The 16656-nt window shown below is 71.1% G+C and carries 13 protein-coding genes and 1 pseudogene; 5 read left to right on the top strand and 9 right to left on the bottom strand.

The genetic code is table 11. The annotated features are described in order from the left end of the window. Position 1: 1 nt before the first annotated feature. Positions 2 to 853, bottom strand: a complete 852-nt coding sequence (locus AC6CCG_RS25755; RefSeq protein ID WP_496657609.1) for a peptidyl-tRNA hydrolase — start codon at positions 851 to 853, stop codon at positions 2 to 4. Positions 854 to 904: 51 nt separating this feature from the next. On the opposite strand from AC6CCG_RS25755, the gene AC6CCG_RS25750 reads away from it, so the two are divergent. Next, positions 905 to 2575, top strand: a complete 1671-nt coding sequence (locus AC6CCG_RS25750) for a LicD family protein (protein ID WP_496657608.1) — start codon at positions 905 to 907, stop codon at positions 2573 to 2575. A 90-nt stretch (positions 2576 to 2665) separates the two neighbouring features. Here AC6CCG_RS25750 and AC6CCG_RS25745 read toward each other — a convergent pair. The 5 genes and pseudogenes from AC6CCG_RS25745 to AC6CCG_RS25725 all read right to left on the bottom strand — a co-directional run. Beyond that, a pseudogene (locus tag AC6CCG_RS25745) lies at positions 2666 to 3421 on the bottom strand (NAD(P)-dependent oxidoreductase); the annotation flags it as partial. 103 nt (positions 3422 to 3524) lie between these two features. Continuing rightward, a complete protein-coding gene (locus tag AC6CCG_RS25740; RefSeq protein ID WP_496657607.1) occupies positions 3525 to 5822 on the bottom strand; it encodes an FdhF/YdeP family oxidoreductase in 2298 nt (765 codons plus the stop codon). A gap of 27 nt (positions 5823 to 5849) precedes the next feature. Further along, positions 5850 to 6722, bottom strand: coding sequence for a phytanoyl-CoA dioxygenase family protein (locus AC6CCG_RS25735; RefSeq protein ID WP_496657606.1), 873 nt, complete (start codon positions 6720 to 6722; stop codon positions 5850 to 5852). Positions 6723 to 6940: 218 nt separating this feature from the next. After that, complete coding sequence (locus tag AC6CCG_RS25730; protein ID WP_496657605.1) at positions 6941 to 7279, bottom strand: iron chaperone; 339 nt, start codon at positions 7277 to 7279, stop codon at positions 6941 to 6943. 2 nt (positions 7280 to 7281) lie between these two features. After that, a complete protein-coding gene (locus tag AC6CCG_RS25725) occupies positions 7282 to 8586 on the bottom strand; it encodes a cytochrome P450 (protein WP_496657604.1) in 1305 nt (434 codons plus the stop codon). Positions 8587 to 8711: 125 nt separating this feature from the next. Here AC6CCG_RS25725 and glpK point away from each other — a divergent pair, with 125 nt between their 5' ends. From glpK to AC6CCG_RS25705, 4 genes are all read left to right on the top strand, one after another. After that, positions 8712 to 10229, top strand: coding sequence for a glycerol kinase GlpK (gene glpK / locus AC6CCG_RS25720; RefSeq protein ID WP_496657603.1), 1518 nt, complete (start codon positions 8712 to 8714; stop codon positions 10227 to 10229). A 67-nt stretch (positions 10230 to 10296) separates the two neighbouring features. After that, a complete protein-coding gene (locus AC6CCG_RS25715) occupies positions 10297 to 12015 on the top strand; it encodes a glycerol-3-phosphate dehydrogenase/oxidase (protein ID WP_496657602.1) in 1719 nt (572 codons plus the stop codon). 42 nt (positions 12016 to 12057) lie between these two features. Beyond that, the gene (locus AC6CCG_RS25710) at positions 12058 to 13806 is read left to right on the top strand and encodes an AMP-binding protein (protein WP_496657601.1); all 1749 of its coding nucleotides are present in this window, start codon (positions 12058 to 12060) and stop codon (positions 13804 to 13806) included. 22 nt (positions 13807 to 13828) lie between these two features. After that, on the top strand, positions 13829 to 14650 hold the full coding sequence (locus tag AC6CCG_RS25705) for a CHAD domain-containing protein (RefSeq protein ID WP_496657600.1): 822 nt from the start codon (positions 13829 to 13831) through the stop codon (positions 14648 to 14650). On the opposite strand, the gene AC6CCG_RS25700 is transcribed toward AC6CCG_RS25705, so the two are convergent. The 3 genes from AC6CCG_RS25700 to AC6CCG_RS25690 all read right to left on the bottom strand — a co-directional run bounded on the left by AC6CCG_RS25700 (position 14651) and on the right by AC6CCG_RS25690 (position 16652). After that, positions 14651 to 15565: an SDR family NAD(P)-dependent oxidoreductase gene (locus tag AC6CCG_RS25700; protein WP_496657599.1), complete on the bottom strand. Its 915-nt coding sequence runs from the start codon at positions 15563 to 15565 to the stop codon at positions 14651 to 14653. Between the two features lie 129 nt (positions 15566 to 15694). Next, positions 15695 to 16273 carry a hypothetical protein gene (locus AC6CCG_RS25695; protein ID WP_496657598.1) on the bottom strand — a complete coding sequence of 193 codons (579 nt, stop codon included), beginning with the start codon at positions 16271 to 16273 and terminating at the stop codon, positions 15695 to 15697. Positions 16274 to 16526: 253 nt separating this feature from the next. Further along, a complete protein-coding gene (locus AC6CCG_RS25690; protein ID WP_496657597.1) occupies positions 16527 to 16652 on the bottom strand; it encodes a hypothetical protein in 126 nt (41 codons plus the stop codon). Positions 16653 to 16656: the final 4 nt, after the last annotated feature.

Below are 16656 nucleotides of genomic sequence, written 5' to 3'. Positions count from 1 at the left end.
CCTATTCGCCCGAGACCGGATCACGAGAGTCGGCGGACGAGATCTGGCTCTCATCGACCACCTGGGCGATCACCGTGATGGTGCCCGGGGCGATCTCGGTGAAGCCGGCATCGCGTACGGCGAGCAGCCGGTGATCCCGCCAGGCCGCACCGGCGTCGGCCAGCCGGTCCGACAACGCCCGCCAGCCGGCCGCGTCGACCCGCCGGGCCGTGGCCGGGCTGCCCGCATCGGCCCAGGCGGCCAGCGTCGCGGGGTCGTCGGCGGCCAGCAGCGCGGCCGCGATCATGCCCGCATGACCGGTCTGGGCCATCGTCTTGCCCAGCGTCATCACCGGCTCCGGCGGCAGCCACAACCGCAGCCCCACGTTCCCGGAGCCTGGCGAAGGGCTCTCCCCCTCCGCCGGCTCGTCCACCGGCAGATCCGTACCGCCGACCTGGAGCCGCGCGACCCGCTTGTCCAGGTCGGCGATCCGCCCCGGCAGCAGCGCGACCACCTCGGTGTCGCCGTCGGCAAGCGCGATCCCCGGCAGGTCGGCCAGCGCGGCCCAGTGCGCACCGCGGGCCCGGCGGGTGACCTTGCGGATGTGGCCGGCGCAGTAAGCGGCGATCGCCTCCGCCCACGGCCCGCCCGGTTCGGCGCGCGGATCGAGGCAGAGCCTGGCCGCGGCGGTCGCCGCGAGGCCGGCCGCGGCGTGCCAGGAGGGCTCGGCGGTCCGCTCCAGCCGGAGCACCAACTGCATCGCCCGGATGTCCTCGGCCGCCTCGTCGCGGTCGTCGATGATCTCGTCGCCGGAGAGCCCGAGCCAGTGCAGATAGCGACGTCGCAACGGTTCCAGCGCCTGTCCGATCACCACGCCCCCATCCTGGCACCGACCTCTCATGGTTCGCCGCTACCCTCAGCGCCTGTGAGTCAACGGAGCCGTACCCTGCGGACGCTGCTCGGCGGCGTGCGACGCCGGGTCGCGCGCGACCGCACCGTCCCCGGCCAGCCGGCCGAACGGGCCCTGGTGGAGACCTTCACCCGGCAGGAGATCGCCGGCTGGCTGCTGGTGCCGCCGGACACGCCGGAGTCTCGGGTGTCCCTGTGCCTGAACGATGTCGCGGCCACCGAGGTCGTCGCGCACCCCGAGCCCGGCGGTGCCGGCGGGCTGCAGCGGCGCCGGTTCCGGTTCGTGCTGTACGACTTCTGGCGGTTCGCCCGGACCACCGACACGGTCTCCGTCAGGTACCAGGAGCGGCCGATCCTGCTGGCGGCCCGGAAGAGCTACGGCTACCGCCCGAAGACGGACGGGCGGTCCACCCCGGCGGAGTTGATCACGCTGCTGCGGTCCGGCCACATCTTCGGCCAGGGCGGCAAGATCCAGCTCGGCAAACTGATCGACACCGGCTGGCAGGACCAGGTGCTGCGACTGCACGACGCCGTCCACCGGCAGCTCGAGGCCGAGTTCGGTCTGCGCACCTTCCTCGGCTACGGCACCCTGCTCGGGCACGTCCGCGATCATGGTTTCATCGATCACGACCGCGACTTCGACGGCGCCTACCTGGCCCGCCACGCGGATCCCGCCGCCGCGGCCGAGCAGTTGATCACCGTTGCCGAATTCCTGATCCGCAAGGGCTTCCAGGTGATCCCGAAGGCCTCCTGCCTCGCGATCAAGGACCTCGGCTCCGGTGCCGCGCAGATCGACCTGTTCCATCTGGTGGCCCGGCCGGACGGCACCGTCGGCTTCCCGTTCGGCAGCGTCGGCTCCACGGCGCTGCCGGTGTCGGCGATCGAGCCCCTGCAGCCGGCGACCCTGGCCGGCCGTCCGGTCCTGGTGCCGGCCGACCCCGCCGCGATCGTCGAGCATCTCTACGGACCGGGCTGGCGGGTGCCCGATCCCGGCTTCAGTTGGTTGACCGCACGGACCACCCGGGAGAGCCGGGCGCTGCTCGATCATGATCAACAGGACCGCCTCTACTGGACCGACTTCTATGCCCGGCCGGAGCCGCTGGAGCCGTCCCGGTTCGCTCGCTGGGTCCTTGATCATCCGGAGTTGCCCGACCGGGCCGTCGACCTCGGGTGCGGCGACGGCCGGGACAGCGTTCTGCTCGCCACCGGCGGTCGCTCGGTGCTCGGCATCGACCGCATCCCGGCCGCGGTGGCCCTCGCCCGAGGCCGTACCGGCGCGCGGGCGGCGGACTTCGCCGAAGCGGATCTCAACGACGCCGGTGCTCTGACGACCCTGCTGGGAAGAGCCCGGGGCCAGTCCGACGCGCCCCTGCTGCACTACGCCCGCGGCCTGGCCGGCACGCTGCCCGAGCCCGCGTGGCTGACCCTGCTCGACCGCCTCGCCGCCGCCGCGGGCCGTCCCGGCGACCTGCTGGCGCTGGAGCTCCGGACCGACGCCGACCGGAACCGCCCCAAGGCGAACTTCCGCTCGGTGCGCCGGTTCCCACCTCCGGACGAGGTGATCACCCAGCTCACCGAACGCGGCTGGACCGTCGTCGACCGGGAGGAGGGCACCGGTCTCTCCCCTTACCGGGAAGAGAATCCCGCCCTGCTCAGGCTGCTGGCCCGCCGCCCCGGCGAGGGCTGAGGTCGGCTGGGCGGCGTCCTCGGCGGCCGGCCGTCGCAGCAGTTCGGTCAGCGCCGCGATGCTGTGGTCGCGGTGACCGAGCTCGACGGCCTTCATCAACAACTCGTGCATCGGCGTGTTCCAGGAGAAGTCGACCCCGGACTCACGGGCGAGTTCGTGGTCGTACGCGATCGCCTCGTGGAACAGGCCGAGCGCCGACGACGGGTTGCTGTAGTCGCCGCTGTCGATGTGCTCGGCAAGGCTCGGCAGCACCTGGCCGATCATCTCCAGCCACTTCACCGTGGACGGCACCAGCGAAGCGGCGGGCAGGCCGCGGGCGGTGACCAGGGCCGCGCCTTGGAAGAAGCCGAGCAGCGCCGGCAGCAGCGTGCCGCCGACCGCCGACTCGTAGAGCATGGCCAGGTCGACGTCCTCGCCGAGGAAGACGGTGTCGCCGCCGAGCGTGCGGAGCAGGGCGTGGTGGCGGTCGAACACCGCGCGATCACCGCTGTAGTAGAGCAGGGTGTCGGGCTTGCCGACCGCCTCGGGCACGTTCTTGACCGCGCCGTCCAGGAAGGCGGCACCCTGCCCGGCGGCCCAGTCCGCGAAGGTCCGGGCACCGCCGGGGGTGCCGCTGTTCAGCGTGATCAAGGTACGCCCGCGCAGCCCGGCCGCAATCGGCTCGAGGGCGGACCGGGTGGCGTCGTACGTGGTCAGACAGGCGATGATCACCGGGCTGGCGGCGATGGCCCGGTCGAGGGCCGGCTCTGCGTGGGAGGCCAGCTCGGGCACCCGGCCGGCCGTACGGTTCCACCCGGTGACCGCGTACCCGTCGTTGATCAGGGCCCGGGCCAGCGCGGAGCCCATCGCGCCGAGCCCGAGGACGGTGACGTCTGTGGTGTGCATGGTCCCGATCTCACCCGGGCCCAGCCGTCCGGACAAGTACCTACTTTCACGTGCGTACCTCTGATCAGGGAGTCGCCGCCTCCAGGCGGATGATCACCGACTTCGAGGTCGGGGTGTTGCTGATCTCCGCGGTCGAGTCGACCGGCACCAGCACGTTGGCCTCCGGGAAGTACGCCGCCGCACACTCCCGGGCCGTCGGATAGGCGACCACCCGGAACCGCTCCGCGCGCCGCTCCTCCAGCCCGCGCGGCCCCGGCCACTCGGAGATCAGATCGACCAGCTGGCCGTCGGCGAAACCGAGGTCGGCAAGATCATCCGGGTTCACGAAGACCACCCGGCGACCCTCGGCAATGCCCCGGTAACGATCATCGAGGCCGTAGATCGTCGTGTTGTACTGATCATGGGAACGCAGCGTCTGCAGGATCAACCGGCCCCGGCCGGGCTCGATCACCTCGAGTCGGTTCACGGTGAACCGAGCCTTGCCGGTCGCGGTGTTGAAGGTCCGGGAATCCCTGGGACCGTTGGGAAGGGCGAAGCCGCCGGGGCTGTCGATCTTGCTGTTCAGCCCGTCGAAGCCGGGCACCACCCGGGCGATCCGGTCCCGGATCCGGTCGTAGTCGGCCCGGAACGTCGACCACGGCACCGGCGAGTCGGGCAGTGTCCGGCGGGCCAGCTCGCAGACGATCGCCACCTCGCTGAGCAACTCGTCCGACGCCGGGGCCAGCCGGCCGCGGCTGGCGTGCACCATCCCCATCGAGTCCTCGACCGTGACCCGTTGATCACCGGTCAACTGGCGGTCCCGTTCGGTCCGGCCCAGCGTCGGCAGGATCAGCGCCTCCCGGCCGACGCAGGCATGCGAGCCGTTCAGCTTGGTCGAGACGTGCACGGTCAGGTCCGCGTTCGCCATGGCCCGCTCGGTCAGCGCCGTGTCGGGCGTGGCCCGGACGAAGTTGCCGCCCATCCCGATGAACACCCGCGCCGTACCGTCCCGCAGGGCGCGGATCGAGTCCACCACGTCGTGCCCGTGCCGGCGCGGCGCGGTGATGCCGAACTCGGCGTCGAGCGAAGCCAGGAACGCCTCGGCCGGTTTCTCGTAGATCCCCATCGTCCGGTCGCCCTGCACGTTGCTGTGGCCGCGGACCGGGCAGACGCCGGCGCCGGGGCGGCCGATGTTGCCGCCGAGCAGCAGCAGGTTGACGATCTCCCGGATGGTCGGCACCGAGTTCTTGTGCTGGGTCAACCCCATCGCCCAGCAGACGATGATCGACTTCGAGCCCAGTACCAACTCGGCCGCCTGCTGGAGCTGCTCCCGGGTCTGCCCGGTGGCGCGCAGCACCTGGTCCCAGTCGAGCCGGTCCAGCGCCTCCGCGTAGTCCGCGAAGCCGTCCGTGTGGCGGGCGATGAAGTCGGTGTCGATCACTCCACGCCCGGCGCGGTCGGCCTCCAGCACCAGCTTGCCCAGCGCCTGGAAGAAGGCCAGGTCGCCGTTCAGCCGGAGCTGCACGAACAGGTCGGCGAGCTCGGTACCGGAGCCGACGACGCCGCTCGGACGCTGCGGATTCTTGAACCGGAGCAGGCCCGCCTCGGGCAGCGGGTTCACCGCCATGATCTTGGTGCCGCCGCGCTTGGCGGTCTCCAGGGCGGTCAGCATCCGCGGGTGGTTCGTGCCCGGGTTCTGGCCGGCGATGATGATCAACTCGGCCCGGCCGAGGTCGTCCAGGGTGACCGTACCCTTGCCGATCCCGAGGGTCTCGGTAAGCGCCGAGCCGCTCGATTCGTGGCACATGTTGGAGCAGTCCGGCAGGTTGTTGGTGCCGAAGCTGCGGACGAACAGTTGGTAGCAGAACGCGGCCTCGTTGCTGGTCCGGCCCGACGTGTAGAAGATCGCCTGGTCCGGGGTGTCCAGCGCCCGCAGCCGGTCGGCGATCAGGTCCAGCGCTCCCGCGTACGAGATCGGCTGGTAGTGACCGGCGTCGGCGGGCTTGTACATCGGCGTGGTCAGCCGGCCCTGCGCGCCGAGCCAGTGGTCGGACTTCGCGGCCAGGTCGGCGATCGAGTGCTCGGCGAAGAACTCGGGCGTGACCCGGCGCAGCGTCGCCTCCTCGGCAACCGCCTTGGCGCCGTTCTCGCAGAACTCGACGGTGTGCGTGTGGTGGGGTTCCGGCCAGGCGCAGCCCGGGCAGTCGAAGCCGTCCGGCTGGTTGACCCGGAGCAGGGTCAGCGCGCTGCGCCGTACCCCCATCTGCTCCTGGCTCATTCTGAGCGCGGCCGCCACCCCGGGCACGCCGGCGGCCCAGCGTTTCGGTTTCTTGATCTTGAGGTTCGCGTCGCCCTGGTCCGGCCCCGGTGCGCCCTTCGCCACCGCGCTCACCTCCGCTTCGTCAGCAGGTCACGTCCAGTCCGTCGCCGCCGAAGACGGCGAGCCGTCGTTCCCGGTAGGCGGCTCGTTCCTCGCGAGACCGCCAGATCGCCTCCGCCGGCGCATAGTGGAACTGTAACGCCCACCGCCTGCGGGTCGAGGAGTTGCCGTCCCGTGGTGCAGCAGCCCGTCGAAGATCAGGCAGCCGCCCGGGTCGAGCGACACCACGACCACCCGGTCCCGGGCCACGTCGGTGTCACACAACTGGAAGTCCCGCCGGTTGAAGTGCGGCACCGGCCCGGCCCGGTGGCTGCCCGGGATGATGTGCATGCAGCCGTTGTCCGGGTCGGTGCGGTCCAGGGCGATCCACAGGCCGACCACCGGGGCCCCGGGCCGGACGTCGAAGTAGGCGATGTCCTGGTGCCACGGCTTCTCCCGGCCGATCCCCGGCGGCTTCAGGAGCGCCTGGTCGGCGAACAGTTCCGGCTCCGCGCCGAGCAGGTCGGCGGCCAGGCCGAGGATCGCCGGGTCGTGGGCGATCGCGTGCAGCCGTGGTTCATGATCAACGTAGTAGACGAGCTTGCGAACCGCGTGCCGGCGCTGCTCCAGGTCCAGCTCGGCCAGCCGGCCCTTCACCCCCGCCTCCCACTGGATCCCGCGGAAGCCCGGCGCCCCACCGCCGATCAGACGGTCGATCCCCGCCATCGCCCGGCCCACCCGGACCTCGTCGACCAGACTGGCGGCGGACAGGAAACCGTTCCGGCGATAGCGGTCGCGCAGGGCGTCGGTCAGGCCGTCGAACGGCTCGGCGGGTACGGATTCGGCCGCCCGGTAGAGCCCGGGATCGTAGTCGCCGCCACCGCGGTCGACCGACTCGCTGATCTCCTCCGCCTGCCTGCCCATGCTCGGCTCCCTCGCCGTACCCGCTCATGATCAACTCCGCCGACCATGATCAACTGCGCTGTCCGGTCAAGTATCGCCCGTGTTCGTACGGTGGTCGAGGCGTCCCGCCTGCCGAATCGTAGAAATAGGGCCCCGACGTTCGGATCGTTCCCTGAGCTTGTCGAAGGGCAAGGCCCGATCAGCCTTGGCCCTTCGACAGGCTCAGGGCACGGGGACTGCTAGCGGCCGGCGTTGAGCAGGGCGACCCGCCCGATCAGCTGGTACGGGAGCGGGCGGTCCAGCGGGAACCTCAGGGTGCCCGGACCGGACCGGTAGGGCGCGATCTCGGCCTCGAAGTCCGCGTCGCCATCGGGCACCGGATACACCGAGATATGCGTCTTCCAGGCCGCGTAGTGGATCACGCTGCGGCCGTCCAGCGTCGCCGTCGGCATCCCGTAGCTGATCCGCTCGCCGGCCTCCGGCAACGCCCGGCGGATGGTCGCCCGGACCTCTTCGAGCACCGGCCGCACGTCCTCCGGCAGCCCGGCCAGATAGGCCTCCACCGTCGCCTGCGCCATGATCAACTCCCGCCGCGCAGCGGCAGCGAGGTGAGCCCTCGCAGGACGAAGGTCGGCCGGCGTCGCGGTTCGCCGGCCAGCCGGAGGTCGCCGAGCCGGTCCAGCAGCAGCCGGAACACGATGTCGGCCTCCAGCCGGGCCAGCGCGGCGCCGAGGCAGTGGTGCGGGCCGGCGGCGAAGGACAGGTGCTTGCGGGCGTTCGACCGGGTGATGTCGAGCGTCTCCGGATCGGCGAACACGGCCGGGTCGCGGTTGGCGCCGGCCAGCATCAGCGACACCGGCTGGTCGGCCGGCAACAGCGCTCCGTCGATCTCCAGGTCCTCGGTCGGCACCCGCGAGCTGAGCTGGATCGGCGGATCGAACCGGAGCAGTTCCTCCACCGCACCCGGCACCAGGTCATGATCATCGCGGAGCAGCTGAAGCTGATCTTGGTGCCGGATCAGGGCCAGGGTGCCGTTGCCGATCAGGTTCACCGTGGTCTCGAAGCCGGCGAACAGCAGCAGCATGCAGGTGGCCAGCAGCTCGTCCGCGGTGAGCCGCTCGCCCTCCTCCTCGACGGCGATCAGCTTCGACACCAGGTCGTCGCCCGGATCGGCCCGGCGCCGCTCGAACAGGTCGAGGAAGTAGACCTGCAGCGCCGCCAGCGACCGGTTCGCCGCCAATTGCTTCGAGGCCGGGGCCATCGCGTCCAGGTCCGCGGCCAGATCGCTGCCCCACTGCCGGAACCGCTCGTGGTCCGGCTGCGGGATCGCCAGCACCTCGCAGATCGCCAGCACCGGGAAGACGCCGGCGACGTCGCGCATCAGGTCGAACGACGGGGCGGTCCGGGCCCGGTCGATCAGGCCGGCGGCGATCTCGGTGAGCCGCGGCTTGAGGGCGCCGATCGAGGACGGGGTGAAGACCTTGCTGACCAGCTTCCGCAGCCGGGTGTGGTCCGGCGGGTTCTTGCTGATCATGGAATCCGGGCCCGTCGGGTCGACCAGGCCGTCCCGCGACGGGCTGCCGAACAGCCACTGCTGCACCCGTCCGGTGCCGGCGGTGATCTCACGGCGGCGGCTGGTGCCGGTCACCGTCGCCGGGTGCCGGAGCAGTCCGTCGCAGACCGCGTACCGCGTGGACAGGGCTCCCATCGCCGTCTGCACCACGGGACCGGACTCCCGCAGCCGTCGATACATCGGGTACGGGTCCGTGATCATCTTCGGGCTCATCAGCTCGCCGAGCAGGTCGCCCTTGGCCCGCAACCCGGCCATCGCGACGGCTCGTACCGCGTCCCGTACCCCGCCGCCGACCTGCTCCAGAACCGACATCCCTATCGCTCCCTCGCGCCGTCCCTCGCGTCCGGCAACATCGTAATCCGGCCCGACCGGGGCACGGTCGACGGATCGGCATGCCGGGTGTGGTTGGCTGGGCACGATCACCGAGGAGGCAGTTCATGGCGGACTACATCGCGGCCATCGACCAGGGCACCACCAGCACCCGTTGCATGGTGTTCGACCGCGAAGGCCACGAGGCGGGCCGGCACCAGCTCGAGCACGAACAGCTCCTGCCGAACCCGGGCTGGGTCGAGCACGATCCGGTGGAGATCTGGCAGCGCACCGGCGAGGTGATCAAGGGCGCCCTGGACGCGGTGAAGATCACCGCGGCCGATCTGGTCGCGGTCGGCCTGACCAATCAGCGCGAGACCACGGTGTTGTGGAACAAGCGGACCGGGCGCCCGTACCACAACGCGATCGTCTGGCAGGACACCCGCACCGACCGGATCGCCGCGGCCCTGGACGCCGACGGACGGGGCGACGTGATCCGCCGCAAGGCGGGAATCCCGCCGGCCACCTACTTCGCGGCCGGCAAGGCCCAGTGGATCCTGGACAACGTCGACGGGGTACGAGCCGACGCCGAGGCCGGCGAGGTGCTGTTCGGCACCATGGACACCTGGATTCTCTGGAACCTGACCGGCGGCACCGATGGCGGCGTGCACGTGACCGACGTGACCAACGCCAGCCGGACCATGCTGATGGACCTGGAGACGCTGGACTGGGACGACGAGCTGCTGTCGTTCTTCTCGATCCCCCGGTCGATGCTGCCGACGATCGCCGCGTCGTCGCCGACGAGCCCGTACGGGAGCACCAGGGCCGACGGGCCGTTCGGCGCCGAACTGCCGATCGCCGGCATCCTCGGTGATCAACAGGCGGCGATGGTCGGTCAGGTCTGCCTGGAAGCCGGCGAGGCCAAGAACACGTACGGCACCGGCAACTTCCTGCTGCTGAACACCGGCGAGGAACTGGTCCGCTCGAACAGCGGCCTGCTGTCCACCGTCTGCTACCGGTTCGGCGACGCCAAGCCGGTGTACGCCCTGGAGGGCTCGATCGCCGTCACCGGCTCGGCCGTGCAGTGGCTCCGTGATCAACTCGGCATCATCGGCGCGGCCGAGGAGAGCGAGACGCTGGCCCGCAGCGTGCCGGACAACGGCGGGGTCTACTTCGTGCCGGCGTTCTCCGGCCTGTTCGCGCCCTACTGGCGCTCGGACGCCCGCGGCGCGATCGTCGGCCTGTCCCGCTACAACACGGCCGGCCATCTGGCGCGGGCCGCACTGGAGGCGATCTGCTACCAGAGCCGGGACGTGGTGGAGGCGATGGAGGCCGACTCCGGCGTGCACCTGGACGTGCTCAAGGTGGACGGCGGGATCACCGCCAACGAACTCTGCATGCAGTTGCAGGCCGACATCCTCGGCGTCGAGGTGAGCAAGCCGGTGGTGGCGGAGACCACCGCGCTGGGCGCCGCCTACGCCGCCGGGCTGAGCACCGGCTTCTGGTCCGGCACCGACGAGCTGCGCCGGCAGTGGCGGGAGGACAAGCGGTGGCGGCCGACCTGGTCCGACGACGACCGGGCCGCCGGCTACGCCACCTGGAAGAAGGCCGTCGACCGGACGCTCGACTGGGTCGACGTCTCATGATCAACTCCAGCTCACGATCATCGGGGATCATGATCAGCTTCCGATCGGAGGAGGACCTGTGACATCGGTGACCGCACCGCTGAACCCGGAGAGCCGGCGGGAGGCGCTGGCCCGGCTGGCGGCCGACGAGCTCGACGTGCTCGTGATCGGGGCCGGTGTGACCGGTGCCGGCGCAGCCCTGGACGCCGTCACCCGCGGCCTGCGGGTCGGCCTGGTCGAGGCGCGCGACTTCGCCGCCGGCACCTCGAGCCGGTCCAGCAAGCTCTTCCACGGTGGCCTGCGCTACCTGGAGCAGCTGAACTTCTCGCTCGTCTTCGAGGCGCTCAAGGAGCGTTCGCTGGCGCTGAACCGGCTCTGTCCGCACCTGGCCAAGCCGGTCCGGTTCCTCTATCCGCTGCGGAAGAAGGTGATCGACCGCGGCTACGCCGGGCTGGGCATCGGCCTCTACGACGTGATGGGCGCCGGCCGTGGCGTACCGCATCATCTGCGGCACCTGTCCCGGCGGAAGACCCTGGAGTACTTCCCGTCGGCGGACCGGTCGGCGCTGGTCGGCTCGATCGCCTTCTACGAGGGACAGGTCGACGACGCCCGGCACACGATGATGCTGGCCCGGACCGCCGCCCACTACGGCGCACTGGTGGCCAGCAGCACCCGGGTGGTCGGCTTCCTCCGCGAGGAGGACCGGGTCGCCGGCGTGATCGTCCGTGATCTTGAAGGCGGCGGCGAGTTCGAGATCCGGGCCCGGCAGACGATCAACGCGACCGGCGTCTGGATCGACGAGATCCAGGCCATGCTGGGTGGCCGCGGTCAGTTCCAGGTACGGGCCTCGAAGGGCATCCACCTGGTCGTACCGCGGAACCGGATCAACTCCTCCACCGGGCTGATCACCCGGACCGAGAAGAGCCTGCTCTTCATCATCCCGTGGGGCGGGCACTGGATCATCGGCACCACCGACACCGACTGGGACCTGGACAAGGCGCACCCGGCGGCCAGCCAGGCCGACATCGACTACCTGCTGGAGCACGCCAACACGCTGCTCGCCGACAAACTGGTCCGCGACGACGTGGTCGGCGTGTACGCCGGGCTGCGGCCGTTGCTGGCCGGCGAGTCGGACTCGACCAGCAAGCTGTCCCGGGAACACGCGGTCGCCTCGCCGGTGCGCGGTTTGATCATGGTCGCCGGCGGCAAGTACACCACCTATCGGATCATGGCCAAGGACGCGGTCGACGCCGCCGTACATGATCTTGTGCCGCCGGGCGCGAGCAGCACGGTGCCGCGGTCCTGCACCGAGAACGTACCGCTGCTGGGAGCGGACGGCTTCACCGCGCTCTGGAACGGCCGCGCGATCCTGGCCGAGCGGGTCGGGCTGCGGGTCGGCCAGGTGGAGCATCTGTTGAACCGGTACGGGTCCCTGATCGGCGAACTGACCGACCTGATCGAGCTGGACCCCGGCCTGGGCCGGCCGCTGGACACCGCACCGGACTACCTGAAGGCCGAAGCCGTCTACGCCGCCTCGCACGAGGGCGCCCTGCACCTGGACGACATCCTGGCCCGGCGGACCCGGATCTCCATCGAGACCTGGGACCGCGGCGACGCGGCGGCCCAGGAGGTCGCCGAACTGGTCGCCCCGGTCCTGGGCTGGGACGCCGCCGCGATCGCCCGCGAGGTGGAGCACTACCGCAAGCGGGTCGCCGCCGAGCGCGAGTCGCAGCACCAGCCGGACGACCTGTCCGCCGACGCGGCCCGGCTCGGTGCCCCGGACGTCCGGATGGGCGGCGGTTCCTGACGCGGGCCCACGCCGTGGACGGGATTCGGTAACGTCGCCCCCATGGTGCAGCCGGCGTCGTTGAGGGCAGCTCGTGACTTCCTGATCCAACATCGGGAGGATCACCCGACGGCCCAGGCCGGCTTCACCTGGCCCGAGTTGCCGGTGTTCAACTTCGCGACCGACTGGTTCGACGGCCTCGCCGAGGAGAATCCGGACGGCACGGCGTTGTGGGTGATCGACGGCGACCGCGAGGAGAAGTCGAGCTTCGCGGAGTTGTCGGCCCGGTCGGTGGCGGTGGCCCACCTGCTCGCCGATCTCGGGCTGCGCCGCGGCGACCGGCTGCTGCTCGTGCTCGGCAACATCGCCCCGCTCTGGGAGATCATGCTCGGCGCCATCCGGCTCGGCGCGGTGATCATTCCGGCCGCCCAGCAACTGGCAGCGGCCGACCTGGCCGACCGGATCGACCGCGGCGGTGCCCGGCTGCTGGTGGCCCAGGCCGCCGACGCGGAACGGCTCGCCGGTTTGCGCCCCGAGCTGGGCCGGATCCTGGTCGGCGCCGACGGACCGGTGGACGGCTGGGTCGACTACGGCCGGGCCGCGGAGTTCCGCGGCGCAAACCCGCACCTGCCCGGGGCCAGCAAGAGCGGCGATCCGCTGCTGCTCTACTTCACCTCCGGGACGACCGCGCAGCCCAAGCTGGTCCAGCACACCCAGACCTCGTACCCGATCGGGCACCTGTCGACCATGTACTGGATCGGCCTGAAACCGGGTGACGTCCATCTCAACGCCGCCTCACCGGGCTGGGCCAAGCACGCCTGGAGCAGCTTCTTCGCACCCTGGCTGGCCGGCGCCACGATCGTCGTCTACAACTACGCCCGGTTCGACCCGAACGACCTGATGCGAGTGCTGGAACGGACCCGGGCGACCACCCTGTGCGCGCCGCCGACCGTCTGGCGGATGCTGGTCCAGGCCGACCTGACCACGGCCCGGCACACCCTCCGCGAGTGCGTCTCGGCCGGTGAACCGCTGAATCCCGAAGTGATCGAGAAGGTACGCCAGGCCTGGCACCTCACCGTTCGCGACGGCTACGGCCAGACCGAGACGACCGCCCAGATCGGCAACCCGCCGGGCCAGCCGCTCAAGCCAGGCTCGATGGGCCGGCCACTGCCCGGGTACGCGATCAAGCTGGTCGACCCGGCCACCGGCGAACCCGCCGAGCGGGAGGGCGAACTCTGCCTGGAGCTGACCGGCACCGCCCGGAGCGGCTGCGACAGCGATCCCGGCCCGGCGCCGGACCGGCCGCTGCCGCTGATGACCGGCTATCAGCACCGGGCCGGCGAGTACGACGGCGAGCTCAACGACGGCGCCTTCGCCGGCGGCGTCTACCACACCGGCGACGTGGTGGCGATCGACGACGAGGGCTACCTGACCTTCATCGGACGCGCCGACGACGTGTTCAAGGCCAGCGGCTACCGGATCAGCCCGTTCGAACTGGAGTCGGTGCTGATCGAACATCCGGCCGTCGCCGAGGCCGCCGTCGTGCCGTCGCCCGACCCGATCCGGCATGCGGTGCCGAAGGCGTACGTGGTGCTCGCCGCCGGCCACGCCCCCGACGCCGACACCGCTCGCTCGATCCTGGCCTACGTTCGTGATCATGCCGCGCCGTACAAGCGGATCCGCAAACTCGAGTTCACCGAGCTGCCGAAGACGATCAGTGGCAAGATCCGCCGGGTCGAGCTCCGAACCGCCGAGGACGGGCGGGACGGCCGCGCCGATGGCGAGTTCTACGACTCCGATTTCGCGTTCTGATCACGACCCGAACCATCGAGCCATGGGCGACACGACGGGGGCGGCGCTGCAGGGTTACCTGAGCGAGCAGTGCGGGATCGTCGCCGGGCTGACGGCCGCCGGCCTGGACGACACCGAGGTCGTCCACGACACCCGGATCGCCCTCCGCCGGCTGCGCAGCACCCTACGGACCTTCGCCCCGGTGATCGACCCCGACCGGGCCGGGCCGTTGGAGGAAGAAGCCCGCTGGCTGACCGGAGTGCTCGGCGACATCCGCGACCCCGACGTCCTGGCCGAACGCATCACGGAGCACGCCGATCAGGAACCCGACCTCGACGCCGCCCAGGTCGCGCCGGTCCTGGCCGACCTGGACGACCGGCGGCAGCAGGCCCGGCAGTCCGCCGCCGAAGCCCTCGAGTCCGAGCGGTACGCAAGCCTGCGCGCCGAGCTCGAACGGTGGCGGAACGCACCGCCGATCGTCGTCGACGACGTCTCGCCCGCCGACCTGGTCGACCTGATCCGGCGCGCCGGCCGTACCCAGAAGAAGCGGGTCCGCCGCGCCGCCCAGGACGACGCCGACGACGAGACCCTGCACCGGGCCCGCAAGGCCGCGAAGCGGCACCGCTACGCCCTCGAACTCGAGGACCTGCTCCCCCTCCACCGCTCGAAGAAGAAGCGCAAGAAGCACCGCCGCCGGTCCCGCCGCAGCCGCAAACTGCACCAGCGCCTCGGCCGGCACCAGGACGCGGTCGTCGCCACCCAGTTCCTCGAGGCGAGATCGGCGGACGCGACAGAACCTGCGGCGGTGCGGCGCCGCCTGCTCGACCGGGAACGATCGATCGCCGACGAGACCCGACTCTCCTAGCTAGCCCGGCGAGGCGCGGCTCGGCGTCCGGACGAAGAGCCCTTCCTCGAAGTGGCTCTCCGGCCGATAGCCCGGCGGTCGGCGTCCGTCGACATCGGTGAAGCCGTACTCCTCGGCCAGGAAGCCGGCGCTGAGGGCGTGCCCGGTCCGGTCCAGCACCCGAGGATCGGAGGCCAGCGCCACGACGGCCCGCCCGATGTAGAGGGGCGACTCCGCCGTCTCCGGCATCGCCTCGGCCCAGTTGCCCTCACCGACCGAGAACGCCTCGAGCATCTCCTCCGAGCGGAGGAATCCGGGCGTGAGGGAGACCGCGGCGACGTCGTACGGACGGAGTTCCTCGGCCAGCAGGTGGGCCAGCACGACCGCCGAGGTCCGCATCAGGCTGTAGGCGACCCCGGCGTTGTTGTAGCCGACGAAGTTTCCGTCACCGATCTCGACGATCAGGCCGCGACGCCGTTTGATCATGAGCCGAGCGGCGTAATGGCTGGTCGTGAAGTGCGCACCGATTCCGACCTCGAGAGCCTTGAGATCCTGAACGGGATCGTTCTCCCAGAACGGTGGCGGTCTGTGATCACTGAACATGCCGTGATCGAGCTGGTCGTTGCCGGACAGATCGTTGACCAAGACGTCCAGTCGGCCCTCTTGCTCCTGGTCCACCCGGTCGAACAGCGCACGCACCCGTTCCGGTTCGGTGTGGTCGAGCCGAACGGCGATCCCGATGCCGCCGGCCGCCGTGACCAGTTCGGCGGTCTCGTCGACGGTCTCCGGGCGACCGAACGAGGACGGACGGCCGCGGACGCTCCGCCCGGTGCAGTAGACGGTCGCGCCCGCTTCCCCGAGGGCGCGCGCGATGCCTCGGCCTGCGCCGCGCGTCGCTCCGGCCACGACCGCGACGCGTCCCGTCAGTGCCCCCATCGCCACCACGCTCCAATCCGGTTGTCCCGCATGTCAGGGACCCTAGGACGACCCACTGACAACGACGCCGCCACGCCAGGGATCGCCCCGCTCCCAGGGGTTGGAGCGGGGCGATCGACGCGGGAGGGATCAGGCGTCGCAGTCGGGTACGTCCTCGGGCGGGACGGACGGGAGGTAGGCGCCGGTCACCCAATTGCCGCCGGCCAGCAGGAACCAGCGGTGGGCGTCGTCGATCACCTCACCCTTCGCGCCGCAGACCACGGTCACGCTGGTGCCGCCGGCCAGGATGCCGACGCTCTCGTCCAGGGTGGACGGGCCGCGGCGGACGTTCACGGTGGCGCCGGCGATCGCCTCGGGGCCCGCCAGCCCGCCCTGGCAGGGCTCGACCCGACCGGCACCCTCGACCAGGGTGGCCGAGATCCAACCCTTCTGGTCGGTCAGCGCGTACCAGTCGCGGTTGTCGTCGACCGGAGTGCCGGGCGAGACGCAGGCGATCGCGAGGTCGTCGCCCGCCGGCACCACCGCGCGGATCCCGACATGCGTGCTGGGGCCGATCCGCAGGTTCGCCGCGGTGATCGCCCGCGGCCCGGATCCGGTGTCGGCGTGGGCCGCGACCGGTGCCGTTGCGGCGATCCCGCCGGCCAGCGTTCCGGCGGCCGCGACGCCGCCCAGGATCGCCATGATCTTGGTACGAACGGTCGTCTTCATGATCAATGTGCCTTTCGTCGCTCGGTGTCGCTGTCTCGAGGCCTCTTGTCCTGAACTACCGCCGAACCTTCGCCGAGGTTGCACACCGGCTCGAGATTTCCCTGCTCACCCGGGCAAGGGGGCCGTTCCCCCGCACCGGGAGCCACCCACTCCGGGCCGCGGACCATGATCGAGAACCGACATCTGGAGCTCCTCGCCGGGGCCGCGGTCGTGGTCACCCTCGGCCATGCACTGGTCCATGCCAGCTGGATGATCATGGACGAACCCAGTTGGCCCGCGGGATCTCGGTGTTCCCCGGCGGCCGGGTCCCGGTGGTCCCCGCCGTGATCGCGGCCGGGCCGATCATGATCATGATCTTGTCCCGGACGGTCCCGGCCACCGGC

Source organism: Microlunatus sp. YIM B11417 (assembly GCF_059617205.1).
Note: the sequence above shows the minus strand (reverse complement) of the source record. Positions and strands in the feature narration are given on the sequence as shown.